The 26,811-nt window shown below is 66.4% G+C and carries 21 protein-coding genes; 9 read left to right on the top strand and 12 right to left on the bottom strand.

What is annotated here, in order from left to right:
* Positions 1-93 precede the first annotated feature (93 nt).
* From acnA to bamE, 4 genes are all read right to left on the bottom strand, one after another.
* Positions 94-2,850 (bottom strand): aconitate hydratase AcnA, encoded by a 2,757-nt coding sequence (acnA, locus tag ACOZHM_RS17100; protein ID WP_421570523.1) that lies wholly within the window; start codon positions 2,848-2,850, stop codon positions 94-96.
* 256 nt (positions 2,851-3,106) lie between these two features.
* Positions 3,107-3,757, bottom strand: a complete 651-nt coding sequence (locus ACOZHM_RS17095) for a hypothetical protein (protein ID WP_421570522.1) — start codon at positions 3,755-3,757, stop codon at positions 3,107-3,109.
* A gap of 97 nt (positions 3,758-3,854) precedes the next feature.
* Positions 3,855-5,072, bottom strand: a complete 1,218-nt coding sequence (locus tag ACOZHM_RS17090; RefSeq protein ID WP_421570521.1) for a hypothetical protein — start codon at positions 5,070-5,072, stop codon at positions 3,855-3,857.
* A gap of 142 nt (positions 5,073-5,214) precedes the next feature.
* Positions 5,215-5,592, bottom strand: coding sequence for an outer membrane protein assembly factor BamE domain-containing protein (gene bamE, locus ACOZHM_RS17085; protein ID WP_421570520.1), 378 nt, complete (start codon positions 5,590-5,592; stop codon positions 5,215-5,217).
* A 240-nt stretch (positions 5,593-5,832) separates the two neighbouring features.
* Here bamE and ACOZHM_RS17080 point away from each other — a divergent pair, with 240 nt between their 5' ends.
* From ACOZHM_RS17080 to acnB, 3 genes are all read left to right on the top strand, one after another.
* Positions 5,833-6,057 (top strand): AbrB/MazE/SpoVT family DNA-binding domain-containing protein, encoded by a 225-nt coding sequence (locus ACOZHM_RS17080; protein WP_421570519.1) that lies wholly within the window; start codon positions 5,833-5,835, stop codon positions 6,055-6,057.
* Positions 6,058-6,064: 7 nt separating this feature from the next.
* On the top strand, positions 6,065-6,463 hold the full coding sequence (locus tag ACOZHM_RS17075; RefSeq protein ID WP_421570518.1) for a type II toxin-antitoxin system VapC family toxin: 399 nt from the start codon (positions 6,065-6,067) through the stop codon (positions 6,461-6,463).
* Positions 6,464-6,524: 61 nt separating this feature from the next.
* The gene (acnB, locus tag ACOZHM_RS17070) at positions 6,525-9,110 is read left to right on the top strand and encodes a bifunctional aconitate hydratase 2/2-methylisocitrate dehydratase (protein ID WP_421570517.1); all 2,586 of its coding nucleotides are present in this window, start codon (positions 6,525-6,527) and stop codon (positions 9,108-9,110) included.
* A 359-nt stretch (positions 9,111-9,469) separates the two neighbouring features.
* Here acnB and ACOZHM_RS17065 read toward each other — a convergent pair whose 3' ends face one another.
* Positions 9,470-9,850: a hypothetical protein gene (locus ACOZHM_RS17065; RefSeq protein WP_421570516.1), complete on the bottom strand. Its 381-nt coding sequence runs from the start codon at positions 9,848-9,850 to the stop codon at positions 9,470-9,472.
* A 140-nt stretch (positions 9,851-9,990) separates the two neighbouring features.
* Positions 9,991-11,244, bottom strand: a complete 1,254-nt coding sequence (locus ACOZHM_RS17060) for a LysR family transcriptional regulator (protein ID WP_421570515.1) — start codon at positions 11,242-11,244, stop codon at positions 9,991-9,993.
* 100 nt (positions 11,245-11,344) lie between these two features.
* On the opposite strand from ACOZHM_RS17060, the gene ACOZHM_RS17055 reads away from it, so the two are divergent.
* The 6 genes from ACOZHM_RS17055 (at position 11,345) to ACOZHM_RS17030 (ending at position 17,715) form a co-directional block, all read left to right on the top strand.
* Complete coding sequence (locus tag ACOZHM_RS17055) at positions 11,345-12,016, top strand: 4-carboxy-4-hydroxy-2-oxoadipate aldolase/oxaloacetate decarboxylase (protein ID WP_421570514.1); 672 nt, start codon at positions 11,345-11,347, stop codon at positions 12,014-12,016.
* Positions 12,009-13,064 (top strand): 4-oxalomesaconate tautomerase, encoded by a 1,056-nt coding sequence (locus tag ACOZHM_RS17050; protein WP_421570513.1) that lies wholly within the window; start codon positions 12,009-12,011, stop codon positions 13,062-13,064. The genes ACOZHM_RS17055 and ACOZHM_RS17050 overlap by 8 nt, the downstream gene beginning before the upstream one ends.
* 42 nt (positions 13,065-13,106) lie before the next feature.
* Positions 13,107-14,420 (top strand): C4-dicarboxylate transporter DctA, encoded by a 1,314-nt coding sequence (gene dctA, locus ACOZHM_RS17045; RefSeq protein WP_421570512.1) that lies wholly within the window; start codon positions 13,107-13,109, stop codon positions 14,418-14,420.
* An 80-nt stretch (positions 14,421-14,500) separates the two neighbouring features.
* A complete protein-coding gene (locus tag ACOZHM_RS17040) occupies positions 14,501-15,781 on the top strand; it encodes a carbohydrate porin (RefSeq protein WP_421570511.1) in 1,281 nt (426 codons plus the stop codon).
* Between the two features lie 24 nt (positions 15,782-15,805).
* Positions 15,806-16,828 (top strand): amidohydrolase family protein, encoded by a 1,023-nt coding sequence (locus ACOZHM_RS17035; RefSeq protein ID WP_421570510.1) that lies wholly within the window; start codon positions 15,806-15,808, stop codon positions 16,826-16,828.
* A complete protein-coding gene (locus ACOZHM_RS17030; RefSeq protein ID WP_421570509.1) occupies positions 16,828-17,715 on the top strand; it encodes an amidohydrolase family protein in 888 nt (295 codons plus the stop codon). Before ACOZHM_RS17035 ends, ACOZHM_RS17030 begins: the two co-directional genes overlap by 1 nt.
* A gap of 131 nt (positions 17,716-17,846) precedes the next feature.
* On the opposite strand, the gene ACOZHM_RS17025 is transcribed toward ACOZHM_RS17030, so the two are convergent.
* The 6 genes from ACOZHM_RS17025 to ACOZHM_RS17000 all read right to left on the bottom strand — a co-directional run bounded on the left by ACOZHM_RS17025 (position 17,847) and on the right by ACOZHM_RS17000 (position 26,735).
* The gene (locus ACOZHM_RS17025) at positions 17,847-19,274 is read right to left on the bottom strand and encodes a hypothetical protein (RefSeq protein WP_421570508.1); all 1,428 of its coding nucleotides are present in this window, start codon (positions 19,272-19,274) and stop codon (positions 17,847-17,849) included.
* Positions 19,275-19,370: 96 nt separating this feature from the next.
* The gene (locus tag ACOZHM_RS17020; protein WP_421570506.1) at positions 19,371-20,438 is read right to left on the bottom strand and encodes a protein-glutamate methylesterase/protein-glutamine glutaminase; all 1,068 of its coding nucleotides are present in this window, start codon (positions 20,436-20,438) and stop codon (positions 19,371-19,373) included.
* Positions 20,435-21,031: a chemoreceptor glutamine deamidase CheD gene (gene cheD / locus ACOZHM_RS17015; RefSeq protein ID WP_421570505.1), complete on the bottom strand. Its 597-nt coding sequence runs from the start codon at positions 21,029-21,031 to the stop codon at positions 20,435-20,437. The genes ACOZHM_RS17020 and cheD overlap by 4 nt, the downstream gene beginning before the upstream one ends.
* Positions 21,028-21,894 (bottom strand): CheR family methyltransferase, encoded by an 867-nt coding sequence (locus tag ACOZHM_RS17010; RefSeq protein WP_421570504.1) that lies wholly within the window; start codon positions 21,892-21,894, stop codon positions 21,028-21,030. The genes cheD and ACOZHM_RS17010 overlap by 4 nt, the downstream gene beginning before the upstream one ends.
* 11 nt (positions 21,895-21,905) lie before the next feature.
* A complete protein-coding gene (locus ACOZHM_RS17005; RefSeq protein WP_421570502.1) occupies positions 21,906-24,167 on the bottom strand; it encodes a methyl-accepting chemotaxis protein in 2,262 nt (753 codons plus the stop codon).
* Between the two features lie 201 nt (positions 24,168-24,368).
* A complete protein-coding gene (locus ACOZHM_RS17000; RefSeq protein WP_421570500.1) occupies positions 24,369-26,735 on the bottom strand; it encodes a methyl-accepting chemotaxis protein in 2,367 nt (788 codons plus the stop codon).
* Positions 26,736-26,811 lie beyond the last annotated feature (76 nt).

Here is a 26,811-nt window from a genome sequence, read left to right as displayed (position 1 = left end):
CCCCCCCCCCCCCCCCCCCCCCCCCCCCCCCCCCCCCCCCCCCCCCCCCCCCCCCCCCCCCGCCCCGGATTCACGACCGTTGGCCGTGAATCATCACTGCTTCGCGGCCAACTGCCGCAACACGTACTGCAGCAGGCCGCCGTGCTTGAAGTACTCCACTTCCTTCGGGGTCAGCAGCATCACGTGGGCCTGGAAGGTCTTTTTGCTGCCGTCGGCCTTGGTCGCCACCAGCGTGGCGGTCTTGCTGACGCCGTTGTCCAGGCCGCCCACGTCGATCACTTCCGAGCCGTCCAGGCCCAGGCTCTGGGCGTTCTCACCGGCCTTGAACTGCAGCGGCAGCACGCCCATGCCGACCAGGTTGGAGCGGTGGATGCGCTCGAAGCTTTCGGCGATGACCGCCTTCACGCCCAGCAGGTTGGTGCCCTTGGCCGCCCAGTCGCGCGACGAGCCGGTGCCGTATTCCTTGCCGGCGAATACCACCAGCGGCACGCCGTCGGCCTTGTACTTCATGGCCGCATCGTAGATCGCCAGCTTCTGCGGCTCGCCGCCGTCCTTCGGGAAATACAGGGTGTTGCCGCCTTCCTCGCCGCCGAACATCAGGTTCTTGATGCGGATGTTGGCGAACGTGCCGCGCACCATCACATCGTCGTTGCCGCGGCGGCTGCCGTAGCTGTTGAAGTCGGCCGGCTGCACGCCGCGCTCCTGCAGGAAGCGCCCGGCAGGGGAGTCCTTCTTGATGTTGCCGGCCGGGGAGATGTGGTCGGTGGTGATCGAGTCGCCGAACAGCCCCATCACCCGGGCCCCGTGCACGTCGTCGATCTGGCCGACCTGCATGGTCATGCCCTCGAAGTACGGCGGGTTCTTGATGTAGGTGGAGTTGCCGTCCCATTCGTACAGGTCGCCATCGGGCGACTGGATGGTGTTCCAGCGGGTATCGCCCTTGAACACGTCGGCATAGTTCTGCTTGAACATCTCCGGGCCGATGGTGGCGGCGATCACATCGCCGATCTCCTTGTTGCTCGGCCAGACGTCGCGCAGGTATACCGGCTGGCCGTCGCTGCCGGTGCCGAGCGGTTCGGTGGTCAGGTCGATGTCGGTGGTGCCGGCGATCGCATAGGCCACCACCAGCGGCGGGCTGGCCAGGTAGTTCATCTTCACTTCGGGGTGCACGCGGCCCTCGAAGTTGCGGTTGCCCGACAACACCGAGGTGACCACCAGGTCGCCGCTGGCGATGCCGGCGCTGACTTCGGTGGGCAGCGGGCCGGAATTGCCGATGCAGGTGGTGCAGCCGTAGCCGACCACGTAGAAGCCGACCTTCTCCAGCTCGGTGAGGACGCCGGCCTTCTCAAGGTAATCGGTGACCACGCGCGAGCCTGGGCCTAGCGAGGTCTTCACCCACGGCTTGCGGTCCAGGCCGCGGGCGGCGGCATTGCGTGCCAGCAGGCCGGCGCCGATCATCACCGCCGGGTTGGAGGTGTTGGTGCAGGAGGTGATGGCGGCGATCACCACTGCGCCGTCCTTGAGGCGGAAGCGGTTGCCGTCCAGCTCGACGTCGGCGTAGCCCTTGGCCAGCTGCTCGTTGCCCACGGCGGCACCGCCGCCTTCGTTGACGAAGGTGGACACGTCGGCGCTGCGCTTGTCACGGTTGGTGGTCAAGCCGCCGAGGTTGTCGCGGTAGTTCTGCTTCACGTCCTGCAGCAGCACGCGGTCCTGCGGGCGCTTGGGGCCGGCCAGCGACGGCTTGACCTCGCCCATGTCCAGTTCCAGCGTGGCGCTGTAGCTGGCATGCACGGTCTGCGCGTCATGCCACAGGCCCTGCGCCTTGGCATAGGCCTCCACCAGGGCGATCTGCGCTTCGCTGCGGCCGGACAGGCGCAGGTAGTTCAGCGACTCCTGGTCGATCGGGAAGATGCCGCAGGTGGCGCCGTACTCGGGCGCCATGTTGCCGATGGTGGCGCGGTCGGCCAGCGGCAGGTGCTGCAGGCCCTCGCCGAAGAACTCGACGAACTTGCCTACCACGCCGTGCGCGCGCAGCATCTGGGTGACGGTCAGCACCAGGTCGGTGGCGGTGGCGCCCTCGGGCAGGCGGCCGGTGAGCTTGAAGCCCACCACTTGCGGAATCAGCATGGACGAGGGCTGGCCCAGCATGGCCGCCTCGGCCTCGATGCCGCCCACGCCCCAGCCGAGCACGCCGATGCCGTTGATCATGGTGGTGTGGCTGTCGGTGCCGAACACGGTGTCGGGGTAGGCGACCGCCTTACCATCCTTGTCGGCAGTCATCACCACGCGGGCAAGGTTTTCAAGGTTCACCTGGTGGACGATGCCGGTGTTGGGCGGCACCACCTTGAAGTTGTCGAAGGCCTTCTGGCCCCAGCGCAGGAAGCCGTAGCGTTCCTGGTTACGCTGGAATTCGATCTTGCCGTTGAGGTCCAGCGCGTCCGGCGTACCGAACACATCGACCTGTACCGAGTGGTCGATCACCAGCTCGGACGGAATCTGCGGGTTGATCTGCTCCGGGCGGCCGCCGAGCTTGACCACGGCGTCGCGCATGGCGGCCAGGTCGACCACGCAGGGCACGCCGGTGAAGTCCTGCAGGACCACGCGGGCCGGCATGAAGGCGATCTCGATGTCCGGTTCGGCCCGCGGGTTCCAGCGCGCCACGGCCTCAATGTGGTCCTTGCCGACGGTGATGCCGCCATCCTCGTGCCGGAGCAGGTTCTCCAGCAGGATCTTCATCGAGTAGGGCAGGTGGGAGATGTCGAACTGCTGTCCGAGCTTGGGCAGGCTGAAGTAGTCGTAGGTCGTGCCGCCGACGTCCAGCTGGCTGCGGGTGGAGAACGAATCGCTCATGCGGGGTGACTCCTCTTGCGGATGGCTTGCGATGGCCCGGTTACGGGCCTGCTTGCAGGTTGCCATGCGCATCCGGACCGGCTCGCGTCACCGCGGGTTGAGCCTGGGGTCTGGAATGGCGCTTGGCCGACCCCCCCAAGATTACACCGCCATCTGTGGCGTTCGTGTCACTGCCGGGTGCCGGCAGAACGCCGGCACCCGATCCGCCTGAAAGCCAGGCGATTCACTGTGGGAAATCGTATGCCTGTTGTTACCGTCAGGTGTCGATGCTGGGATCCAGCGTGAGCGACACTGTGGATTGAAGTCCGCTCGCCTCCTGGAAGAGCACCTCTACCTCACCGGGCTGCGCCCCGGGCAGGATGAGGATCTGTTGACCATCCGCCTTTACACCCTCTGGGTTGCCGGGTAGTTCGAGATGCCAGGAGATTTCGGGGTCCGGCAATTTCACGCCCGCCGAATCAAAAAACTGCGCTCCCGCCATAACGGCGAATGGATCTTCACCCGGCACAGGAATTCCCGCAGGGTTGGGACGCAGTGCAGCGTTCTTTACGCCGGCCACGACCATGCGCCTGGTGTCGTGAAGTCTGGCCGTCCGGCTGTCCACGATCGCTCCGTTCTGCCAGGCCCGGACCTCAATGCGTGCCGGCCAGGTGCCGGAGTAGCTGGCAATGAAGCTTCCATCCAACAGAAGCGCCCCTCCTCCGGGGCCCGCTGACATCGTAATGCCGGGAACAGGCCCTTGCGGTACCTGTCCGTTGAGGGTGATATCGAAGGTGGCGGACGCGCCATCGGCGATTTCGAACACGAAAGCGTCAGCGTGGGGACTCGACAACGGTGGATACATGTCGGACGGCGACAACTCGAGGCCGACGGTCTTGGCTGCTTTTGTTGCGGTTACCTTGGTCATTTTCAGGTCCTCTCGGACGTGCAGAATGGCCCCCGTTATGAACTCGCAGCAGTGGCTCAGCTTGTAGCAGCTGTGGAATGAAGCCCACAGCGGCGGGTCAGATCAGGCGCAGCGGTCGTGCCCGGTTGAGTTCGCCGGTGATCATCGCGACCCGGTAGACGCCTGGCTTGGCCTCCGGGCTTATTTCAAGCAGATGCCCGATCATCCCGACGCCCTCCATGGGGTCGACGATCTCCGCATGCCATGTCAGTTCTGCGTGGGGAAGCGCAATATCGTTCGCGTCATAGAACTGGGGAGCCGGCACGACGATGACAGTGCCGGTTTGTGGAATTTCCATCGCGTCGGACGGGTAGAACCACATGTCGACTTTTGTGCACACCATGGTTCGGGTGTCATGCAGTCGCAGGGTGCGAATGCCGGCCACCTGATGGTTCACAATGGCGCAAACCTGCACTTCAGCTGGCCACGGGCCTTCATACGAGTGGATGAAGTCCGTATCGATATAGAGATCCTCTTCTTCAATCAGCACACCTGGCTGCGAATTCTCGAGGCCGTTGAGGCGATACGTGAACGTAACGCCGCTATCCTCTGGCAGGGTATGGTAGATGGTGATTATCGCGGGCTGCAGATGGCGCAGTGGCGGATAGAGGTCGTACGCCTGCAGTTTCAGACCTGTGTCGATCGTCGGATTCAGTGTAAGCGTCAGCGTGGACTGCACTCCGTTCGCTTCCCGGAAGAGAACCGCGAATTCACCAGGCTGCGCCTCGGGCAGGAGCAGGACTCGTTGACCATCGGCCTTCAAGCCTTGGGGATTGCCGGGGAGTTCGACCTGCCAGGAGACTTCCGCGTTCGGCAGGTTTACGCCGGCGGCATCGAAAAACTGTGCACTTGCGATGGCGACAGCTTGGTTGTCTCCCTCTGCAAGGACTCTTGCAGGATTGGGTTTTAACGCCGCCTGCTTGATGCTGGCAACCGTCATGCGTTTCGTATCGTGAAGCCTGGCCGACCGACGGTCCACGATCACACCGTTCTGCCAGGCTCGGACCTCAAGTTGTGCCGGCCAGGCGCCGGAGTACGCGGCGATGAATTGCCTGTCCAACAGAAGCGCCCCTCCACCGGGGCCTGCTGCCATCGTGATGCCGGGAAAAGGCCCCTCCTGTCCGCCGAGGGTGAAGTCGAACGTGGCGGACTCTCCATCGGCGATCTCGAAAACGAAGGAGTCTGCGTCGGGACTCAACAACGGCGGATACATGTCGTTCGGCGACAACTCGAGGCCGACGCTCTTGCCTGCTTTTGGTGCGGTTACCTTGGTCATTTTCAGGTCCTCTCGGACGTGCAGAATGGCCCCCGTTATGAACGCGCAGCAGTGGCTCAGCTTGTAGCACCTGTCGGATGAAGACTTCATTAAACGGGGCGCCCGCAGGCGCCCCGTCCGCGACAGCCGTTGTACCGCGCGATTACTTGCCGTTGGCGGCGTCGATCAGCGGGTTGCCGGTCTTGCCCACGGCATTGGTCTTGGACTTGGCGGTCAGCACGCCGTTCTTGCCGAACTCGAACACCGTGGCTTCCTGCACGTTCTTGCCGAAGTGCTTGATGTTGACGTAGTCGTAGTACCAGATCTGGGTGTCGCCGATCTGCTCGCGGCGGCTGGGGGCGCCATACGCGTCGCGTACATGGTCCTGGGTGGTCTTGCCCACTTCGGCCGCGTCCATCTGCTGCTGGGTGATCTGGGTACCGGTCTTGTAGCCGCCGAACGGATTGGCATGGGCGGCCTGGCTGGATAGGGCCAGCGGAGCGGCGAGCAGCAGGGCGAGGGTGAGTACGGTGGTGCGCATCGTGGGATGTCCTTCTCAGAGCGATGGGGTGTTGCCCGCTCATTCTAGCGATTGACCGTCTGCGTTCAGCTATTTACGTCACAGATCGGCGCACATGCCGACTTTTCGAGCCTGTTCGGCGCAATTGGCCGGGCTGGCTCCGATGGCGGCGGTAGGGGTTCAGCGGGCAGCCCGGTATGCACGTGGCGGTATGGATGGCTGAGTATGTATAATTCGTACATACCAAACAGGGCCACCCCCATGGAAGCCACCGTCGCCGAACGCGGTCAGATCACCCTGCCCAAGGCAGTGCGCGATGCGTTGGGCCTCACCAAGGGCACCCAGCTCAAGGTGGAGCTGGACGGCAGCCGCATCATCCTGCGCAAGAGCGTGGACGACGCCATTTCCCGTGCCCGCGGCAAGTTCGCGCTGGACGGCTTCGATTCGGCCGACGCGGCTGTCCGCGCCGTGCGCGACGAGGAATGAGCCGCGCATGATCGCCGTCGATTCCCCGGTCCTGATCGAACTGCTCAGCAACGGCCCGCAGGCCGATGCCGTGGAAGCCTGCCTGCGCCAGAGCCTGGTCGGCGGGCGGGTGGTGATCTGTGGCGTGGTGCTGGCCGAGATCTGCGCCGCGCTGCGAGGCGGGGCCGAGGTGCAGGAAGCGCTGGAAGAGATGGGCATCCATTTCAGCCCGCTGGAAGCCAAGTCGGCCCTGCGCGCCGGCGAGATGCACCGCCGCCACCGCCAGCGCGGCAACGACCGCCGCGGCATGGACGATTTCATGGTCGGCGCGCACGCGCTGCTGCAGTGCGACGGCCTGATCACCTGGAACGACAAATTTTACCGCGACTACTTCAAGGGCCTGAAGCTGATCGTGCCGCACGCCTGAGCCCGTTACTCCACCGCCGTATTCAACCGAAGTCTTTTCAAAGAATTTCCCGGGAGTTGTCATGTTGGAAGCCTACCGCCACCACGTAGCCGAGCGCGCCGCGCTTGGCATCCCGCCGCTGCCGCTGAGCGCCCAGCAGACGGCCGACGTCATTGAACTGCTGAAGAACCCGCCGGCGGGCGAGGCCGAGTTCCTGCTCGACCTGCTCACCCACCGCGTGCCGGCCGGCGTCGATGACGCCGCCAAGGTCAAGGCCTCGTACCTGGCCGCCATCGCCTTCGGCAGCGAAACCAACGCGCTGATCTCGCGCGAGCGCGCCACCGAACTGCTGGGCACCATGCTGGGCGGCTACAACGTCGCGCCGCTGGTCCAGCTGCTGGACGACGCCGCCGTCGGCGCGATCGCCGCCACCGCACTGAAGAACACGCTGCTGGTCTTCGACGCCTTCCACGACGTGCAGGAAAAGGCCAAGGCCGGCAATGCAAACGCCCAGGGCGTGCTGCAGAGCTGGGCCGATGCCGAGTGGTTCACCAGCCGCCCGGAAGTGCCGCAGAGCCTGACCATCACCGTGCTCAAGGTGACCGGCGAAACCAACACCGACGACCTGTCGCCGGCCCCGGACGCCACCACGCGCCCGGACATCCCGCTGCACGCCCTGGCGATGCTGAAGAACAAGCGCGATGGCATCGAGCCGGAAGAAGACGGCAAGCGCGGCCCGGTCAAGTTCATTGAATCGCTGAAGGACAAGGGCCACCTGGTCGCCTACGTGGGCGACGTGGTCGGTACCGGTTCGAGCCGCAAGTCGGCCACCAACTCGGTGCTGTGGTTCACCGGCGAAGACATTCCGTTCATTCCGAACAAGCGCTTCGGCGGCGTGTGCCTGGGTTCGAAGATCGCCCCGATCTTCTACAACACCATGGAAGACGCCGGCGCGCTGCCGATCGAGCTGGACGTGTCGCAGATGAACATGGGCGACGTGGTCGAGCTGCGTCCCTATGACGGCAAGGCGCTGAAGGACGGCCAGGTCATCGCCGAGTTCCAGGTGAAGTCCGACGTGCTGTTCGACGAAGTGCGCGCCGGCGGCCGCATTCCGCTGATCATCGGCCGTGGCCTGACCGCCAAGGCGCGCGAAGCGCTGGGCCTGGCTCCGACCGACCTGTTCCGCCTGCCGATGGACCCGCCGGATACCGGCAAGGGCTTCTCGCTGGCGCAGAAGATGGTCGGCCGCGCCTGTGGCCTGCCGGAAGGCCAGGGCATGCGCCCGGGCACCTACTGCGAACCGAAGATGACCTCGGTGGGCTCGCAGGACACCACCGGCCCGATGACCCGCGACGAGCTGAAGGACCTGGCCTGCCTGGGCTTCTCGGCCGACCTGGTGATGCAGTCGTTCTGCCACACCGCTGCGTACCCGAAGCCGGTGGACGTCAAGACCCACCACACGCTGCCGGAATTCATCTCCACCCGTGGCGGCGTCTCGCTGCGTCCGGGCGACGGCGTGATCCACAGCTGGCTCAACCGCATGCTGCTCCCCGACACCGTCGGCACCGGCGGCGATTCGCACACCCGTTTCCCGGTGGGCATTTCGTTCCCGGCCGGCTCGGGCCTGGTCGCCTTCGCGGCAGCCACCGGCGTGATGCCGCTGGACATGCCCGAATCGGTGCTGGTCCGCTTCAAGGGCACGATGCAGCCGGGCGTGACCCTGCGTGACCTGGTCAACGCGATTCCGTTGTACGCGATCAAGTCCGGTCTGCTGACCGTGGCCAAGGCCGGCAAGAAGAACATCTTCTCCGGTCGCATCCTGGAAATCGAAGGTCTGCCGGACCTGAAGGTCGAGCAGGCGTTCGAACTGTCCGATGCCTCGGCAGAACGTTCGGCCGCCGGTTGCTCGGTGCACCTGAACAAGGAGCCGATCATCGAGTACCTCACCAGCAACATCACGCTGCTGAAGTGGATGATTGCCGAGGGTTACCAGGACGCACGTTCGCTGGCCCGCCGCATCGAGAAGATGGAAGCGTGGCTGGCCAACCCGGAGCTGCTGCAGCCGGATGCCGACGCCGAGTACGCCGCCGTCATCGAGATCGACCTGGCCGACATCCACGAGCCGATCGTGGCGTGCCCGAACGATCCGGACGACGTCAAGACGCTGTCGGACGTGGCCGGTGCGGCCATCGACGAAGTGTTCATCGGTTCGTGCATGACCAACATCGGTCACTTCCGTGCGGCCGCCAAGCTGCTGGAAGGCAAGCGCGACATCCCGACCAAGCTGTGGGTGGCCCCGCCGACCAAGATGGATGCCTCGGAGCTGACCAAGGAAGGCCATTACGGCACCTTCGGCACCGCCGGCGCCCGCATGGAAATGCCGGGTTGCTCGCTGTGCATGGGCAACCAGGCACAGGTGCGCGAAGGCGCGACGGTGTTCTCGACCTCGACCCGCAACTTCCCGAACCGCTTGGGCCGCAACTCGAACGTGTACCTGGGTTCGGCCGAGCTGGCCGCGATCTGCTCGCGTCTGGGTCGCATCCCGACCAAGGGAGAGTACATGGCGGACATCGGCGTGTTGGATGCCAGCAGCAAGGACATCTACCGCTACATGAACTTCGACCAGATCGAGGACTACCAGGACGTGGCCAAAACGGTTGCCGCCTGACGCGGCGCCGGGCACTGCCCGGCACCGGTAGCCACCGACCGTTGGTCGGTGGACGTTTCAGAAAACCCCCGGTGAAAACTGGGGGTTTTTTTGATGTATCCGGGTCCTATCGCGTTCGCCAGCAATTCGTAGTGCCACGCCATGCGTGGCAACCGCGCAACGCGCGGCTCAAGCATCCGGAGCCGCGACACTGCGGCTGCGGTGTGGTTACCAACGCTGACCTGTGTCCGAAGCCGCCTGTCCGGTGTTCATGACGTCGGAACGGAGAGCCGTTTTTGTTTCAGGTCATGCGTTACCGGGTGTGGGCCCGTTATCGGCAGTCGTTTGGGAACCGACCCTACCGGCGCGATGCCATCACTTCAGTTGTCCCACTCTTCTGGCGTCCAGTTGGCGGTGCCCTGCATGCGCCGGCCTTCGTAAAGCAAAACGCCCTTTTTGCCCACCACATCCACTTCAAACCACGGCAGCCCCTCGCGCTTGCGTGGGCGGATGTAGGCGCGCGTCTGCGCGCGGTTGAACTCGACGTAGTAGGTGCGATGGGGCATGTAGACCTTGAAGTCGCTGGAGCTGACCTGGATGGCGCCGACATCCTGGCGGCCTGTCATCTCCAGCGAGAAATGGAATGCGCCCTGAGAAGCCTCGAAGTAGAAGAGGCTCCCGCTGGCGTTGATGCTGGAGGGCAGACAGCAAAGAAATGCCAAAAGTAAAAACTTCGAGGTTGATGGCAAGCGCCTTTCCATGGCATTCCTTCCGTAGCGTTGAACGTGCATCTCAGCACATGGACGAGGGGCATGTGGAAACGGTGATCACAGATGCGGTCCGGGAGGCGGCATACCAGGCATCCCGCGACACAATGACCAGGCGCCGGTTTCCAATGCCATCAACGCGCCGGATAGCGAAACGGCCACGCGTTGTCGGCATCGTTGCTGCGTTCGGCGCAGACGGCGCGGAAGGTTTCCACGAACGCCCGCTGCAGGCGGGTGGGGTGCCAGTCGGCGCGGGTGGTGAGGCCGATGCGGCGACGCAGTTCGTCGCCGGCGCTGCCTATTTCGCAGAGCAGGCCGGCGCGGCGTTCGATCACGAACTGGTCGCGTGACATCAGGGTCAGCCAGTCGTCCTCCAGCAGCAGGCCGCGGGTGATCAGTACCGAGCCGCATTCGATGCGCAGGCGCGGCGGTTCGTGGCCCTGCTGGCGGAACATGCTCTCCCAGCGGGCGCGTACCGGCGCGCCGGTGGCGGCGATGACCCACGGGAAGGCCAACAGCCGGTCGAAGTCGAGCGGGTCGCTGCCGGCCAGCGGATGGCCGGTGCGGGCGACGATCACCGGGTCATCGTCGAACAGACCCTCCTGCGCGACATCGCGGACGGGCAGGGTGTCGCGCATAGCACCGATCAACAGGTCCAGGCTGCCTGCGCGCAGGTCGCCCAGCAGTTCGGCATACGGCCCTTCGATCACGTTGACCGATGCGCCGGGGTGGGCGCGGGCGAAGCGCGCCAGCACCTGCGGCAGCAGGATCGCGCGCGCCAGCGGCATGACCCCCAGTGTGACCCGGCCACCCTGTTCGGAGCGCAGCAGCGCCACCTCGTCCAGCCCCGCCGCCAGCTCCGACAGGGCCAGCCGCACCAGCCGCAGCATGCGCGTGGCGGCCGGGGTGGGCCGCACGGTCTTGCCGTGGCGCTCGGTCAGCGGCGTTTCAATGGCGGTGCCCAGCTCGTGCACGGCGCGATAGATCGCCGGCTGCGAGATGCCGGCGCGGGTGGCGGCCAGGGTGAAGCTGCCGGCATCGTCCACCGCCACCAGTGCTCGCAACTGGCCGAGCGTGACGCGTCGTTCCACTGCCGGTAGCGCCGGAAGGCGCTGCGCGCGCCGCGCAACACGCACGCCGTCGGCGATGTAGCCGAGTGCACGCTCGATGCGCGGGACCAATAGTTCGGCCGCTTCGGTGGGCGCCATGCCGCCGGGTTGCCGGTCGAACAGGGTCGCGTCGAGCTGGCTTTCCAGCCGCGCAATGGCCTGGGTCAGCGCCGGCTGGGAGAGATTCACGTGCGGGGCGGCGGCGCTGATGCCGCCGTGGTGGTGCACGGCAACCAGCGCGTGCAGATGCTTGAGGTTCAGCTCAAAGGGCCTGTTCATGCATCAACTATAACCAAACCCAATGGATGTTGCGGAAATCGATCTTGAGGGGTTGGCGCGGGCAGACAAGACTGCATCATCGTCATTACAGGATGGATGGATGTCCCGCGTCGTCACCCATGTCGAACGCGCCGCTGCCGGCGCACTCCAGGTCCTCGGCCAAGCCGGTGTCGCCACCGCGCACGAGGCGCAGGGCCGCAGCGGCTTGCTGCATCCTCGGCTGCGCCCGATCTACAGCGGTGCGCGCATCGCCGGCAGCGCCATCACCGTGTCGGTGCCGCCCGGCGACAACTGGATGATGCATGTGGCCATCGAGCAGCTGCGCGACGGCGATGTGCTGGTAGTGGCGCCGACCAGCGAGTGTACCGATGGCTATTTCGGTGACCTGCTGGCCACCTCGGCGCAGGTGCGCGGCTGCCGTGGGCTGGTGATCGACGCCGGCGTGCGCGATGTGCGCGACCTGACCGCGATGGGCTTTCCGGTCTGGAGCCGCGCGATCCACGCGCAGGGCACGGTCAAGGAAACGCTGGGTGCGGTGAACGTGCCGGTGGTCTGCGGCGGCGCACTGGTGCACCCCGGCGACGTGGTGATCGCCGACGATGACGGCGTGTGCATCGTGCCGCGTGCCGATGCCATGCGCGTTGCGGCCGAATCGCAGGCGCGCGAAGCGCGCGAGGCCGAGAAGCGTGAGCGGCTGGCCAAGGGTGAGCTGGGGCTGGACATCTATGCCATGCGCGAACGCCTGGCGGCCAAGGGCCTGCGCTATGAGTAAGGGCGTGCCCGCGATGTGGATGCGTGGCGGCACGTCCAAGGGCGGCTACTTCCTGGCCACCGACCTGCCTGCCGACGCGGCGGCGCGTGATGCCTTCCTGCTGCGCGCCTACGGCTCGCCGGACCCGCGCCAGATCGACGGCATGGGCGGCGCCGATCCGCTGACTTCCAAGGTGGCGGTGGTTTCGCCATCGCAGCGGCCCGATGCGGACGTGGACTATCTGTTCCTGCAGGTGTTCGTGGACCAGGCGCTGGTGAGCGACGCGCAGAACTGCGGCAACCTGCTGGCCGGTGTAGGCCCCTTCGCCATCGAGCGTGGGCTGGTCCAGGCAAGTGGCGACGACACCGACGTGCGCATCTTCATGGTGAACACGGGCAAGGTGGCGACCGCCAACGTACAGACGCCCGGTGGCCAGGTGCGCTATGTCGGCGCGGCCCGGATCGACGGCGTGCCGGGCACGGCGGCGCCGATTCCACTGATCTTTGCCGACATTGCCGGTTCGAGCTGCGGCGCGCTGCTGCCGACCGGCAACGCGGTGGATGTGATCGACGGGGTGGAGGTCACCCTGATCGACAACGGCATGCCGTGCGTGGTGCTGCGCGCCTGCGACGCAGGCGTGAGCGGCTACGAAGACCGCGCCACGCTGGATGCCGACGACGCGCTGAAGGCACGGCTGGAGGCGATCCGCCTGCAGGCCGGTCCGCTGATGAACCTGGGCGACGTCACAGCGAAGTCGGTTCCCAAGATGATGCTGGTGGCAGCGCCGCGCGAGGGTGGCGCGATCTGCGTGCGGTCGTTCATACCGCACCGCTGCCACGCCTCCATCGGCGTGCTGGGTGCGGTGACCGTGGCCACCGCCTGCCTGCTGCCCGGATCGCCGGCCCACGCGCTGGCGGTGCTGCCCGATGGCGACCGCCTGCAGCTGGACATCGAACACCCCAGCGGCAGCACCGGCTGCGTGCTGGAGCGTGACGCACAGGGACAGGTGACCACCGCCGCCATCCTGCGCACCGCCCGAAAGCTGTTCGACGGCGTGCTGTTCGACTGAATACGCGCGGCGTCTCTATTCTTGTGACCTGGGAGGGTTGTTATGACTGTTGTTGAGAAGCGGCAGGGCCGCTTCGGCGTCTTTGGCCAGTTGTGGTTCCAGGTGCTGGCCGGCACCATCATCGGCGTCCTGCTGGGCTGGCTGCAGCCGGACTGGGGTTCGGCGATGAAGCCGTTCGGCGATGCCTTCATCAAGCTGATCCGCATGATGATCGGCCCGATCATCTTCGTGACGGTGGTGCACGGCATCGCCGGCATGCGCGACATGCGCAGCGTGGGCCGGCTCGCGCTGAAATCGCTGATCTACTTCGAGGTGATCACCATCCTGGCGCTGATCGTCGGGCTGGTCGCGGTGGACCTGTGGCAGCCCGGCGCGGGCATGAACATCGACCCGGCCACCATCGACATGGCCAGCATCCAGGGCTATGTGCATACCGCCCACGACCAGTCGATCGTGTCGTACATCATGGCGATCATCCCCAACACGCTGGTCAGTGCGTTCACCGAAGCGCATGTGCTGCAGGTGCTGTTCGTGGCGGTGCTGTTCGGTGTGGCGCTGGCGTCGATCGGTGAGCGCGGCGCGCCGGTGATGAAGGTGATCGAAGGCACCTCGTCGGCGCTGTTCAAGATCATCGGCTATGTCATGTACTTCGCGCCGATCGGTGCGTTCGGTGCCATCGCCTTCACCGTGGGCCAGTTCGGTGCCGGTTCGCTGCTGTCGCTGGGCGAGCTGATCATCGAGTTCTTCGTGGTCTGCGCAGCGTTCACCGTGTTCGTGCTCGGTGCGGTGTGCTGGTGGACCGGCGCCAGCCTGTGGCGGCTGCTGGCCTACCTGCGCGACGAGATCGTGATCGTGGCGGCGACCACCTCCACCGAGACGGTGCTGCCGCGCCTGATCGAGAAGATGAAGAAGCTGGGCTGCGAAGAAGGCGTGGTCGGTTTCGTGATTCCGGCCGGCTACTCGTTCAACCTCGATGGCACTTGCCTGTACCTGACCACGGTGGCGCTGTTCCTGGCCCAGGCGACCAACACCGAGCTGACCGTGTGGCACCAGTTGGGCTTGATCGCGGTGCTGTTGTTGACGTCCAAGGGCGCCGCAGGCGTGGCCGGTGCCGCGTTCGTGGTGCTGGCGGCGACGCTGGGCACCACCGGCACCATCCCGGTGGCCAGCATCGCGCTGATCCTGGGCATCCACCGCATCCTGGCCGAGGGCCTGACCTTCGTGAACCTGGTCGGCAACGCGATTGCGGTGCTGGTGATCGCCAAGTGGGAAGGCAAGCTGGACGAGAAGGTGATGGCCGCGCAGATCGGCACCCGCCGCGCCCGGCTGCGCCACCTCGGCGTGCGCGAAGCCTGACCGACGCGCCGGGGGCGGCCCGCGGCGCCTACCCAGAACGCATTGAACCCGCTGCCCACGGCAGCGGGAAGGGAGATTGCATGTCCATCCTCCGTCACACCCCGCTGGCGCTGTTGCTGAGCGCCGCACTGGCCGCACCGGCCGCCGCCGAGGGCACCGTGCCCAAGGGCGTCGACCTGACCCTGGATGTCGTCGGCAACGTCGCCTCCAACCCCGTGGGCGGGGTGGAGCAGGGCACCGAAGGCTCATACTGGATCATGGCCCAGTCGAAGTTCGACCTGGACGAACTGTTCGGCGTGCACAACACCGACGTGGACGCGCAATGGGCCTGGTTCGCCGGGCGCAACCTGGCGCGCGAGAAGATCGGCAACTCGATCAGCGCGCAGCAGACCTGGCGGCCGGTGGCCGGCGGCCGCCTGACCCGGCTCACCGTGCGCCACCGCTTTGACAACGGGTTGAGCATTACCGCCGGCCGCGCGCCGGTGAACAGCTACTTCAACAACTCGCCGCTCAACTGTGTGTTCATGAGCAATGCGATGTGCCTCACCCCCTATGGCGCGATCACCGATCTGGGCATCACCGCGTTCCCGAATTCGTCATGGGCCGGCATCCTGCGCTACGACGTGAATGATCGCTGGTACGTGCAGGGCGGCGCATTCGACTACAACAACGAGCTGAACAAGGCCGGCAAGAACGGCCTGGACTTCTCGGTGGGCGAGGGCACCGGCACCATCACCGCGTATGAGGCCGGCTACCAGACCAGCTTCGCCAACGACCGCCTGCCGCGCACCTATCGGGTGGGCATGTACCGCAACACCGATGGTGGCAAGAGCTCCTATTTCGATGCCAACGGCAACTCCGCCGCGCTGACCGGAAAGCCAACCGCCATGCAGGACGGTGCGCGCCTGGGCTGGTATGCGATGGCCGACCAGACGGTGTGGCGCGGCGAGGGCAAGCGCAACCTGGCGCTGTTCGCGCGTGCCTACGTCAATACGGGCAACGAGGCGCCGGTGGACCAGTTCCTGGCCGCGGGCTTCGTCAAGACCGGCACCTTTACCGGCCGCGACCAGGACACGCTGGCGATGTTCGTCTCCAACACGCACTTCAGTGATGAACAGATCGCGTTCCTGCGCGACCGCCGCGCACGCAACGGCGGCAGCGGCGCGCCGCACGCCGACGAGATCATCGCCGAGCTCAGCTATGGATGGGCGGTGCACAAGGGCGTGCGCCTGATGCCCAACCTGCAGTACGTGATCAACCCGGACCCGATCTACGCGCCCACCCGTACCACCGACATTCCTGACGCGTTGATCGTCGGGCTGCGCGTGGACGTCCACTTCGCCCAGCTGTTCGGCTGGTAACTCCTCCCCCACGAGGCCCCCTCGATGATCATCGATTGCCACGGTCACTACACGACCGCCCCCGCCAGCCACGATGCGTTCCGCAAGGCGCAGGTGGCCCACTTCAACGATCCGTCGCTGCCGGCGCCGGTGTACCCGACGATCAGCGACGACGAACTGCGCGAAAGCGTGGAAGGCAACCAGCTGCGGCTGCTGCGCGAGCGCGGCGCGGACATGACCATCTTTTCGCCGCGCGCCAGCACCATGGCCCACCACATCGGCGACGAGGTGGTGAGCGCGGAATGGACGCGGCGCTGCAATGACCTCATCGCGCGCGTGGTGCAGCTCTACCCGGAGACCTTCATCGGGGTGTGCCAGCTGCCGCAGTCGCCGGGCGTGCCCATCGCCAACTCGATCGCCGAGCTGGAGCGCTGCGTCAACGAGCTGGGCTTCGTCGGTTGCAACCTCAATCCCGACCCCTCCGGTGGGCACTGGACCGGCCTGCCGCTCACCGACCGCGCCTGGTACCCGTTCTTCGAGAAGATGGTGGAGCTGGACGTGCCGGCGATGGTGCATGTGTCGGGCAGCTGCAACGCCAACTTCCACGCCACCGGTGCGCATTACCTCAACGCCGACACCACCGCGTTCATGCAGTTCCTGCAGGGCGACCTGTTCCGTGACTTCCCGGACCTGCGCTTCATCATCCCGCACGGCGGCGGCGCGGTGCCCTATCACTGGGGCCGCTTCCGCGGGCTGGCGGACATGCTGGGCAAGCCGCCGCTGAACGAACATGTGATGAAGAATGTGTTCTTCGACACCTGCGTTTACCATCAACCGGGCATCGACCTGCTGTTCAAGGTGATCGACATCGACAACATCCTGTTTGGCTCGGAAATGGTGGGCGCGGTGCGTGGCATCGACCCGGAGACCGGGCAGTACTTCGACGACACCCTGCGCTACGTGGAGGCGTTGGGGCTGTCGGCGGCGGACCGCACCAAGGTGCTGTCGGGCAACGCGCGCCGCGTGTACCCGCGACTGGATGCCCAACTGAAGGCGAGGGGGCTGTAATGGCGGAGTTCGTGAAAGATGCCGACTGGCTGGATTTCTGCCCGGACCCGAGCCGGCCGGCGTTCGTGCCACCGCCGGGCGCGGTGGATGCGCATTGCCATGTGTTCGGCCCCGGCGACCAGTTTCCGTACGCGCCCGAGCGCAAGTACACGCCGTGCGATGCGGGCAAAGATCAGCTGTTCGCACTGCGCGACCACCTGGGCTTCGAGCGCAACGTGATCGTGCAGGCGACCTGCCATGGCGCCGACAACCGGGCGCTGGTCGATGCGCTGCGCAGCGCGGACGGCCGTGCCCGCGGCGTGGCCACGGTGCGTGATACGGTCACCGACGAGGAACTGCAGGAGCTGCATGCGGCCGGGGTGCGCGGGGTGCGCTTCAATTTCGTGAAGCGGCTGGTGGACCCGAAGCCGGATGCGCATTACCACGCGATCATCGCGCGGATCGCGCCGCTGGGCTGGCATGTGGTGGTGTACTTCGAGGCGGCGGACCTGGCCGAACGCTGGGACTTCTTCACCTCGTTGCCCACCACCGTGGTGGTGGACCACATGGGGCGGCCGGACGTGAGCCTGCCGGTGGACGGGCCCGAGTTCCAGCGATTCGTGCGATTGATGCGCGAACACCCGAACGTGTGGAGCAAGGTGAGTTGCCCGGAGCGGTTGTCGCAGTCCGGGCCCCCGGACTACGACGATGTGGTGCCGTTCGCCCGGCACCTGGTGGAGCAGTTCCCGGACCGGGTGCTGTGGGGCACCGATTGGCCGCACCCCAACCTGAAATCGCACATGCCCGACGACGGCAAGCTGGTGGATTTCATTCCCCGGATCGCGGTGACGGCCGACCAGCGGCAGAAGCTGCTGGTGGACAACCCGATGCGGTTGTATTGGGGGTAACGGCGGTCGGTTCATTGGGGCATGGACCTGTGATGGAACGAACCTGCCGAAGCCGGTTTCGTTTCGGGTCCATGCGTCAATGAATGTGGAGGTGCCATCGGCAGTCGTTTGGGAACCGACCCTACCGGGCCTCAGGTCTGTTCTGTAGCGGCCACCGTCTGCGCTTCGTTCGACTGCGCCGTTCCCTGCTCCGGCTGGGCAAGCTCCGGGAATACCTTCGGCAGTTCGGCGACGAAACTGGCGACGCAGCGTTCGGCGAAGGCCTGCGAGGCGGCTCTCACCTTGGCGTAGTCGTCGGCCTGCCATTCGTCCAGCGGGGCCTGGAGCCGCTCATCGGTGCAATACACGATGGTCTGGGTCTGGCCGTCCTTCGGCAGCAAGAAGCCGATGCTGGCCTGGTGGCGAAGCTCGTACGGGACGTTCGAGCCGGCCAGTTTCTGGTACGCCAGCGTCCAGGTACCGGCGCTGGCCTGCACCGTGCGGCGCTCGACAGGAATCGCATCGGGGTGGGCGCGGAAGAACTCGGCCAGTTCCGCGCGCAGCAGGTCCGGCATGTGGACCACGGCCGGGCTTGGCACGCTTTCGATGGTGTCACCGCGCAGGTTGTTCTTGTTGAATCCATCGACGCGCCCCACGTAGGCACGACCCGTGACGGCCAGCGCCAGAACCCCCAGTTTCAGGCCGACCACCTTGCCGGTATCGCCCCGGCTCACCAAACGCAGCGCCAGATCACCGTAGCGATTGTTGTCCTGCCCGCTGCCTTGGGTGGACATGATGCCCACGGTGCGGGTCCAGTCCCGTGGCGCAACTGCCCCGACGGCGGGCGCCGCCACCACGTTGCTGTCCGTTGCTGCAGCGGCCGCGACGGATACCGTCGCATCGGCGGCATTGGTCGTCATTGCTTCGCCCGTCGCGGTGCTTTCCACGGGCGTGGGTGACGCGGCTTCCACCGGTGCCTCGCAGCGCTGCGGCGGGAAGGTGGTCGCCTGCGGCTGCACGCTGCCATCCGCGCCCACGTGGTTCGCACTCAACCGGCAGATGCCGCCGGCCGTGCTCATGAAGACTTCGTAGTCCTGGCCCGGTTCAGCGGTGAACTGCAGGGTCAGCTCGCGATCGCAGCGATAGTCGTTGGTGTTCTCGACGCGGGCGTCGAAGATCAGTGGCCGGCCGCCGGCAACGGCGTACTCCTGATAGTTCGGCTTCGAAAAAAGCACGCTCTTCATGTTGCGTACGGTTGACGTTTCCGGCATGCCAAGCGCGATGTTGTCGGGTGCGCCGCCGAACAGGCTGCCGATCGCGCGTGCGCCGGAGCGGGCGACTTCGACCTTGTCGGTGTAGGTGTCCCGGCAGGCTGCGTCGGTATACATGGTGATGCCCTGGCCGTTCTGGCCGAAGATACGGACACGGGCTTTGGCGGCGGCAGGCACGGGCGCTATGTCAGGCGTGGCGGACGTTTCGGCGCTGGTTGCTGCAGCGGTGGATTCCTGGGCTGCGGCGGTGCCGGCCAGTAGAACGGTGGCCAGCAAAAGGCCGGTGACGGTGTGAAGTGTTGCACTCACGGTGTTGCTCCTTGTTGAAATCGGTAGTGCGTGACGCACGCATTGACGACAGCCGGGCAGAGCCCGGCGCTACGCCACCAACGCATTGTCATGTTTTCAGCCGCGTGCCAGCGCCATCAGGCGTTCTGCGATGCGTTCCAGCGGCACCTGTTCGTCGGTGGCACCCAGTTTGAACGCGGCGCCGGGCATGCCCCAGACCACGCTGGTGGCTTCGTCCTGCACCAGCGTCGGCGCGCCTGCGTTCTTGAGTTCGAGCAGGCCGCGTGCGCCGTCGTCGCCCATGCCGGTGAGGATGGCGCCGATGGCGTTGGCGCCGGCACTCTCCGCCACGGAACGGAACAGCACGTCCACGGCCGGCTTGTGGCGGTTCACCGCCGGGCCGTCGTCGACGCGGCAGCGCCAGCGCGCGCCGTCACGGATCACCCGCAGGTGCTTGCCACCCGGGGGCAGATAGGCATGGCCCGGCAGCACGGCTTCGCCGTCGGTGGCCTCGCGCACCGACATCGCCGAATGGCGATCCAGGCGTTCGGCAAACGCGGTGCTGAAGGTGGCGGGCAGGTGCTGGGTGAGCACCACGGCGGGGGCATCGGCCGGCAAGCCTTCAAGCACCACGCGCAGGGCTTCGGTGCCGCCGGCCGAGGCGCCGATGGCGATCAGGCGGTCAGTGGTGCGGAACTGGATCGAACGTGCGGGCGAGGGCGCCACGGCGTCCAACGTGATCCGCGGGGTGATCGGGCGGGCGAGGGTGCGTACGCGGGAGCGGGCGGCCATCTTGACCTTGCCGACGATCTCCTCGGCGTAGCCCTGCAGGCCACGTGCCACATCGAACTTGGGCTTGGAAATGAAGTCCACCGCACCCAGCGCCAGCGCCTGCAGGGTGGTGTCGGCACCGCGTTCGGTCAGCGATGAAATCATCACCACCGGCAGCGGATGCAGGCGCATCAGGTTTTCCAGGAACGCCAGGCCGTCCATGCGCGGCATTTCCACGTCCAGCGTGATGACGTCCGGGGCCAGGCGCTTGATCTTCTCACGCGCCAGCAGGGGATCGGCGGCGGTGCCGACCACTTCGATGCCCGGGTCGGCGGCCAGGATCTCGCTCAGCATCTGTCGGACGACGGCCGAATCGTCGACGATCAGGACTCTGCAGGGTGCACCCGTGATCATTCAAACAGCTCCACGCCACCGGTGACGGGGGCACGCGCCAGACGGGCGCGCACGGCGATTTCGGTCGCGGCGACCTCGGCTTCGTGGGCATGCGGCAGGCGCTGCACGACGACGCGGCCGGTGTCGGCGAAGAACCACACCTTGCGCGGATGGATGCCGCACAGGTCTTCGGCGAGCACCGGGATGTGTTCGGCCTGCAGGTACTGGCGCACGAACTCGGCGTTGCGGGTGCCCACCGGGTTGCTGGTGAAGCCCTTGAGCACGTTGGCACCGCCGAACACCTTTGCCTCCAGGCGCTTGCGGTGAGCGCCGCGCTTGAGCAGGTCGTTGATCAGCAGTTCCATGGCATAGCTGCCATAGCGCGCCGGCGCGCCGTCGCCGACATTGCCTTCGGGCAGCAGGAAGTGGTTCATGCCGCCGATCTTCAGTACCGGGTCGCGCAGGCAGGCGGCCACGCAGGAGCCCAGCGTGGTGGTCAGCGCGGTTTCGTCATCGACCACCAGGTACTGGGTCGGCAGCAGCTTGGCGGCGGTGACCTTGAAGCGGCTGTCGTAGTAACGCATCACTTCGTCGTTGCGGGCCGCCAGGTTCATGCCGGGGCTCCCGGCGCGCGCTTGTACAGGGTGCGCCCGCACGGCTGGATCAGGTCGGCGGCATGCAGGTAATTCTCCGAGTGGCCGGTGTAGAGCAGGCCATCGTCGCCCATGTGCTGGATCAGGCGCGAGAGGATGCCGCGCTGGGTGGGCTTGTCGAAGTAGATCATCACGTTGCGGCAGAACAGGGCGTCGAACGGGCCGCCGACGTCGTAGCGGGGTGCCAGCAGGTTGAGCGGGCGGAAGTCGATCAGGTCGCGCAGCGCCGGGTTGACCCGGCAGCTCCCCTCGTTGGGGCCACTGCCGCGCTGGAAGTAGCGCCGCTTGATGGCCGGGTCCAGCCCGGACACGCGGTCGATGGCGTAGACGCCGCGGCTGGCGGTCGCCAGCACCTGGGTGTCCACGTCGGTGGCGAGGATGCGTACCGGCGGCTTGAGCGTGCCGAACGCCTCGCACGCGGTGATCGCCATGGAGTAGGGCTCCTCACCGGTCGACGCCGCGCAGGACCACAGCTGCAGGGTGCCGTGGCCGGCGCGTGCGCGCAGTTCCGTATCGAGCTTCTCGAAGTGGTGCGGCTCGCGGAAGAACGCGGTGAGGTTGGTGGTCAACGCATTGGTGAACGCCTGCCACTCGTCGCCGCCGTGCTTCTCCAGCTGGTCCAGGTAGTCCTGGAAGCTGCGCAGGCCGAGCGCACGCAGCCGCCGCGAGAGGCGTCCATAGACCATGTCACGCTTGGCCGGCGCGAGGGAAATGCCCACGCGCTGGTAGATCAGATCGCAGATGCGGCGGAAGTCGCGGTCGGAGAACTCGAACTCGCGGCCTGCCGGCGTGGCGGTGGAGACGGGTGCGGTAGGCGTGGTCACAGGCGGATTCCTTAGAACTCTTGCCAGTTGCCGTCGTCGGCCGTGGTGCGCGGTGCGCGCGCGGTCGGTGCAGGCGTGGTCGGGCGGGCGACCTTGGCGGCCGGCTTGACGCTGCGCGACGCGGCCGGGGCGATGCGAGCGGTGACGGCGCTCAGCGCGACGGCGACCTGGTTGTCCAGGCGGAAGATCGACACCGCGTCGGCGAGCTGGGTGGCCTGTTCTTCCATGGCGCGGGCGGCGGCGGTGGCTTCTTCGACCAGTGCGGCATTCTGCTGGGTGGTCTCGTCCATCTGGGTCACGGTCTGGTTGACCTGCTCGATGCCGGCCGACTGCTCCTGCGAAGCGGCGGAGATCTCGGCCATGATGTCGGTCACGCGCTGCACAGAGGCAACGATCTCGCCCATGGTGGTGCCGGCCTTGCGCACCAGCGCCGAACCATCGGCGACGCTGGACACCGATTCGTCGATCAGGCCCTTGATCTCCTTGGCGGCACCGGCCGAACGCTGGGCCAGGGTGCGTACTTCGGAGGCGACCACGGCGAAGCCGCGGCCCTGCTCACCGGCACGTGCGGCTTCCACCGCGGCATTCAACGCCAGGATGTTGGTCTGGAAGGCGATGCCGTCGATGACCGAAATGATCTCGGCAATCCGCTTGGAGCTGGCCTCGATGGCGCTCATGGTGACGACCACCTGGCCGACCACGTCACCGCCCTGCGAAGCAACGCCGTGCGCGCCGATGGCGAGCTGGTTGGCCTGGCGGGCGTGTTCAGCGTTCTGGCGCACGGTGGAGGTCAGTTCCTCCATCGAGGCGGCGGTCTCTTCCAGGTTGGCGGCCTGCTGCTCGGTACGGCGCGACAGGTCGTTGTTGCCCGTGGCGATCTCGCTTGCGGCCTGGTTGATGCTGCCGGCCGATTCCTGGATCTGGCCGACGATCTGGGTCAGCTTGGCGACGGTGGCGTTGGCGTCGTCGCGCATGGTGGCGAACACGCCCTGGAAGTCGCCATGCATGCGTGCGGTAAGGTCGCCTTCGGCAATGGCCGACAGCAGCGTCGAAAGCTTGCCCAGGTTGTCGTCGCTGACCTGCATCATCGCGTTGAGGCTGGCGATCATCTGGCGGAAATCGTGGTCGAAGCGGGCGGCATCGCCGCGCTGGGTGAAATCGCCCGCAGCCGCCGCGGCGCCCAGACGCTTGATTTCGGCATTGATGCTGGCCAGGTTCTGCTTGACGGTGTCCACGGTGGTGCTGATGGCGGCCTTGTCGCCGGGATAGCGCGCGATGTCCGCGCTGAGGTCGCCCACGGCGTAGCGCTGCACCACGGCCAGCACGTCCTGCATGGTCTGCACGTGCGCGCCGACCAGGGTGTTGGTTTCATGCACCATCAGGCCGTATTCGCCCGGGAAGGCGGATTCGTCCATGCGGAAGCTGGTCTGGCCCGCATCGTGCTGGCTGGCCATCTCGCGCTGGGCGCCGATCACGGCGTGCAGCTGCTGCTGCATGCGGCCCATGCTGTCCAGCAGGCGGCCCGGTTCGTCCTGCGCCTGCGCGCCGATGCGGGTATCGAGCTTGCCGCGCGCGATGCTGTCGGCCACGGCGGTGGCCTGGCGCAGCGGGCCGGTGATGCGGTTGCCGATCAGCCAGCTCAACGCCAATACCACCAGCACCAGCGCGCCGCCGGTGGCGGCCATGATGCCGGTGAAGGCCAGCGCGTCGGCCTGTACGTCGTCCATGTACACGCCGCTGGTGACCACCCACTGCCACGGGGCATACATGCCGGCGTAGGTGGACTTCTCGATCAGCTTTTCACCCATGCCGGGCTTGGTGGTCGAGTAGTAGGTATAGCCGCCGCCGGTCTTGGCCATGTCCACCTGCTGCAGGTACAGCGGCACGCCGTCCTTGGACAGGTAGTCCTTCTGCACCTTGCCCACGCGGTCGGGCGCGAACGGGTGCATGAGCAGCGTGTAATCGGTGGCCAGCACGTTGTAGTACGCGCTTTCGCCGTCGGCGCGCATGCCGTGCAGGGCCTGCAGTGCCGCCGCCTTGGCTGCTTCTTCGGTGAGCTCGCCGGTGCCGGCCAGGCGCTTGTAATGGTCGAGGATGCCGTAGGTCAGTTCGACCTGGGTCTTCAGCGCGTCCTTGCGGGTCTCGGCCAGGTCCAGGTACTGGATGCGCGCGGCGATGATGGCCAGGGCAATGACGCCGACGGCGATCAGGGCGGTAAGCAGGTTCAACTTGCCGCGTACGGACAGGTTGGAGAAGCGGCTGGAAAGATTCATGGGCGTGGGGGTCTTCTCTAGCGGAGGCGTACAGCGGAAGCCGGACGTCGACGAACGTGTCGAGGCAATGGAGTTATCGGCAGCAACCGGCGCCGGTTGAGGTGCGCGAGCTGAGCGCATTCAGCTTCAGATGTGAGAAGGCCCCGGTGCCGGAGCATCGGGGCCTGTGTGTTTCACCGCAGCGCGGATGCGCGGCGCGGCTTAGAACTCCTGCCAGTCGCCGTCGGCGAGCTCGGCGGCGACCGCACGGCTGGCCGGCTTGCGCGCCGGTGCCGGTGCAGCGGCCGGGCGGGTCACCGCACGCGGCGCCGGCGCGAAGACCGGGGCGGCGGGCGCTGCTTCCTGTTCGTCGACGCGGAAGATCGACACGGCATCGCTGAGGTGGCCGGCCTGTTCTTCCATGGAGCGGGCGGCGGCGGTGGCTTCTTCCACCAGTGCGGCGTTCTGCTGGGTGGTTTCGTCCATCTGCACGACGGTCTGGTTGACCTGTTCGATGCCGGCCGACTGTTCCTGCGAGGCGGCGGAGATCTCGGCCATGATGTCGGTCACGCGCTGCACCGAAGCGACGATCTCGCCCATGGTGGCGCCGGCCTTGTGCACCAATGCCGAGCCATCGTTGACCTTGCCGACGGAGTCGTCGATGAGGCCCTTGATCTCCTTCGCGGCACCGGCTGAACGCTGGGCCAGGGTGCGCACTTCGGAGGCGACCACGGCGAAGCCGCGGCCCTGTTCGCCGGCACGGGCCGCTTCGACGGCGGCGTTCAGCGCCAGGATGTTGGTCTGGAAGGCGATGCCGTCGATGACCGAGATGATCTCGGCGATCTTCTTGGACGAGGTCTGGATCGCACTCATGGTGGTCACCACCTGGCCGACCACGTCGCCGCCCTGCGAGGCCACCGTATGCGCGCCGATGGCGAGCTGGTTGGCCTGGCGGGCGTGTTCGGCGTTCTGGCGCACGGTGGAGGTCAGTTCCTCCATCGAGGCGGCGGTCTCTTCCAGGTTGGCGGCCTGCTGTTCGGTACGGCGCGACAGGTCGCTGTTGCCGGTGGCGATCTCGCTGGCCGCCGAGCTGATGGCCTGGCTGGACTGCTTGATGCGGGTGACGATGCCGCTGAGCTGTTCGGCGGTGGCGTTGGCGTCGTCGCGCATGGTGGCGAACACGCCTTCGAAGTCGCCGTGCATGCGCACGGTCAGGTCGCCCTGCGACAGCGCGGTGAGCAGGCCGGAGATCTGTTCGATGCTGGAGGCGTTGGCGTCGAGCAGGCCGTTGATCTGCTGGGCCAGCTGCAGGAAGAAGCCGTCCTTGCCTTCGGCGCTGATGCGGCCGGACAGATCGCCGGCGGCGGCCTGGGCGATGACGCGTGCCACTTCGGCTTCCACCAGCGCTTCGGGGGTGCGGTCACGCCATTCGACCACGTGGCCGACGCTCTCGCCTTCTTCGTTGCGGATGGTGGAGACGACCTGGGCAAACTGGGCGTCGCCGAACTGCATGGCGCGGCGGGCCACACCGTGCTGCTTGAGGTTGGCCAGCAGGCTGGCATCCATCTCGCCGCGGTGTTCGAGCACGGTCAGCGGGCGGCCGACCAGCGAGGCGGCGGCATCGAAGTCCGGCAGGCTCCTGCGCAGTTCGTCCTGGTACTGGGACAGGGTCTGTTCCAGAGCGCGGTTGGCGTAGACGATGTTGAGGTGGTTGTCGGTCAGGTACACGCCGGTGGAGCTGTAGTCCAGCGCGGTGCGGATGCGCAGGTTCTCGCGGGCCACGGCCTGTTCGGTTTCGGTGCGGTCGCGCAGGTCGCGCTGCATGCGCTGCATGGCCTGCATAAGGTCGCCGACTTCATCCTTGCGGGTGACGTCGATATGGCCGTCCAGCTTGCCGCCGGCCACTTCGTTGGCCACCGAGACGGCGCCACGGACGCTGCCGACCAGGGAGCGGGCGAACAGGTACACCAGCACCAGGCCCAGGGCGGCGCCGCCGAGCAGAGCGATGATGGTCAGGGTAGCGGAGGTGGCGTAGGTGCTTTCGGCCTCTTCGCGCGAGGCGCGGGCGAGGCGGTTGTCTTCGGCAATGAGCGTTTCAAGGGCGGTGGACGCCTTGAGGTGCTTGGTGCGGGTTTCGCCGACGAAGGTATCGATGGCGTCGTCCGGCAGGTCCAGCTCGAGCATTTCGGTGACCGAATCGTAGGAGGCCAGCGATTCGTTCCAGTCCTTGGCGAAGGCGTCGAACAGCTTCTTCTGCTGCGGGCTGTCGATGAGGGCCGGATACTTCTTGATGGAGGCATCGATCTTGCCGCGCAGGTCGGCGGCGCGGGTCTTGGCTTCGGCCTTGACGTCGTCGCTGGCGCGGATCAAGCCCTGGTAGGCGGAGTTGCGGTATTCACCGAGCATGCCACGCATTTCGCCGGCCATGCGGATGCTTTCCATCCGGTTGCCGGCCAGTTCGGTGGTCACGTTGTTGAGGGAGTGCAGGCCACGATAGGCGACGACGCCCTGCAGCAGCATCACCAGCAGGATTACACCGAAAGTCAGCATCAACTTCGGCATCAGTTTGAGGTTGTTGATCCATTGCATGGTGGTGCACTCTCCGGTGGCAGACGCGTCCGGGCGTGGCGCCCGGTTGCAGCGGCCACGCCGGCCTGTGCCGGCG

Source organism: Stenotrophomonas sp. PD6 (genome assembly GCF_049199305.1).
GTDB lineage: Bacteria > Pseudomonadota > Gammaproteobacteria > Xanthomonadales > Xanthomonadaceae > Stenotrophomonas.
The sequence above is the reverse complement of the archived record's forward strand: the minus strand, read 5'-3'. Positions and strand labels throughout refer to the sequence as shown.

Coding starts and splice junctions, on each gene's coding strand:
- acnA (WP_421570523.1), bottom strand. CDS start 2,850: ATGAGCGATTCGTTCTCCACCCGCAGCCAGCTGGACGTCGGCGGCACG.
- ACOZHM_RS17095 (WP_421570522.1), bottom strand. CDS start 3,757: ATGACCAAGGTAACCGCAACAAAAGCAGCCAAGACCGTCGGCCTCGAG.
- ACOZHM_RS17090 (WP_421570521.1), bottom strand. CDS start 5,072: ATGACCAAGGTAACCGCACCAAAAGCAGGCAAGAGCGTCGGCCTCGAG.
- bamE (WP_421570520.1), bottom strand. CDS start 5,592: ATGCGCACCACCGTACTCACCCTCGCCCTGCTGCTCGCCGCTCCGCTG.
- ACOZHM_RS17080 (WP_421570519.1), top strand. CDS start 5,833: ATGGAAGCCACCGTCGCCGAACGCGGTCAGATCACCCTGCCCAAGGCA.
- ACOZHM_RS17075 (WP_421570518.1), top strand. CDS start 6,065: ATGATCGCCGTCGATTCCCCGGTCCTGATCGAACTGCTCAGCAACGGC.
- acnB (WP_421570517.1), top strand. CDS start 6,525: ATGTTGGAAGCCTACCGCCACCACGTAGCCGAGCGCGCCGCGCTTGGC.
- ACOZHM_RS17065 (WP_421570516.1), bottom strand. CDS start 9,850: ATGGAAAGGCGCTTGCCATCAACCTCGAAGTTTTTACTTTTGGCATTT.
- ACOZHM_RS17060 (WP_421570515.1), bottom strand. CDS start 11,244: ATGAACAGGCCCTTTGAGCTGAACCTCAAGCATCTGCACGCGCTGGTT.
- ACOZHM_RS17055 (WP_421570514.1), top strand. CDS start 11,345: ATGTCCCGCGTCGTCACCCATGTCGAACGCGCCGCTGCCGGCGCACTC.
- ACOZHM_RS17050 (WP_421570513.1), top strand. CDS start 12,009: ATGAGTAAGGGCGTGCCCGCGATGTGGATGCGTGGCGGCACGTCCAAG.
- dctA (WP_421570512.1), top strand. CDS start 13,107: ATGACTGTTGTTGAGAAGCGGCAGGGCCGCTTCGGCGTCTTTGGCCAG.
- ACOZHM_RS17040 (WP_421570511.1), top strand. CDS start 14,501: ATGTCCATCCTCCGTCACACCCCGCTGGCGCTGTTGCTGAGCGCCGCA.
- ACOZHM_RS17035 (WP_421570510.1), top strand. CDS start 15,806: ATGATCATCGATTGCCACGGTCACTACACGACCGCCCCCGCCAGCCAC.
- ACOZHM_RS17030 (WP_421570509.1), top strand. CDS start 16,828: ATGGCGGAGTTCGTGAAAGATGCCGACTGGCTGGATTTCTGCCCGGAC.
- ACOZHM_RS17020 (WP_421570506.1), bottom strand. CDS start 20,438: ATGATCACGGGTGCACCCTGCAGAGTCCTGATCGTCGACGATTCGGCC.
- cheD (WP_421570505.1), bottom strand. CDS start 21,031: ATGAACCTGGCGGCCCGCAACGACGAAGTGATGCGTTACTACGACAGC.
- ACOZHM_RS17005 (WP_421570502.1), bottom strand. CDS start 24,167: ATGAATCTTTCCAGCCGCTTCTCCAACCTGTCCGTACGCGGCAAGTTG.
- ACOZHM_RS17000 (WP_421570500.1), bottom strand. CDS start 26,735: ATGCAATGGATCAACAACCTCAAACTGATGCCGAAGTTGATGCTGACT.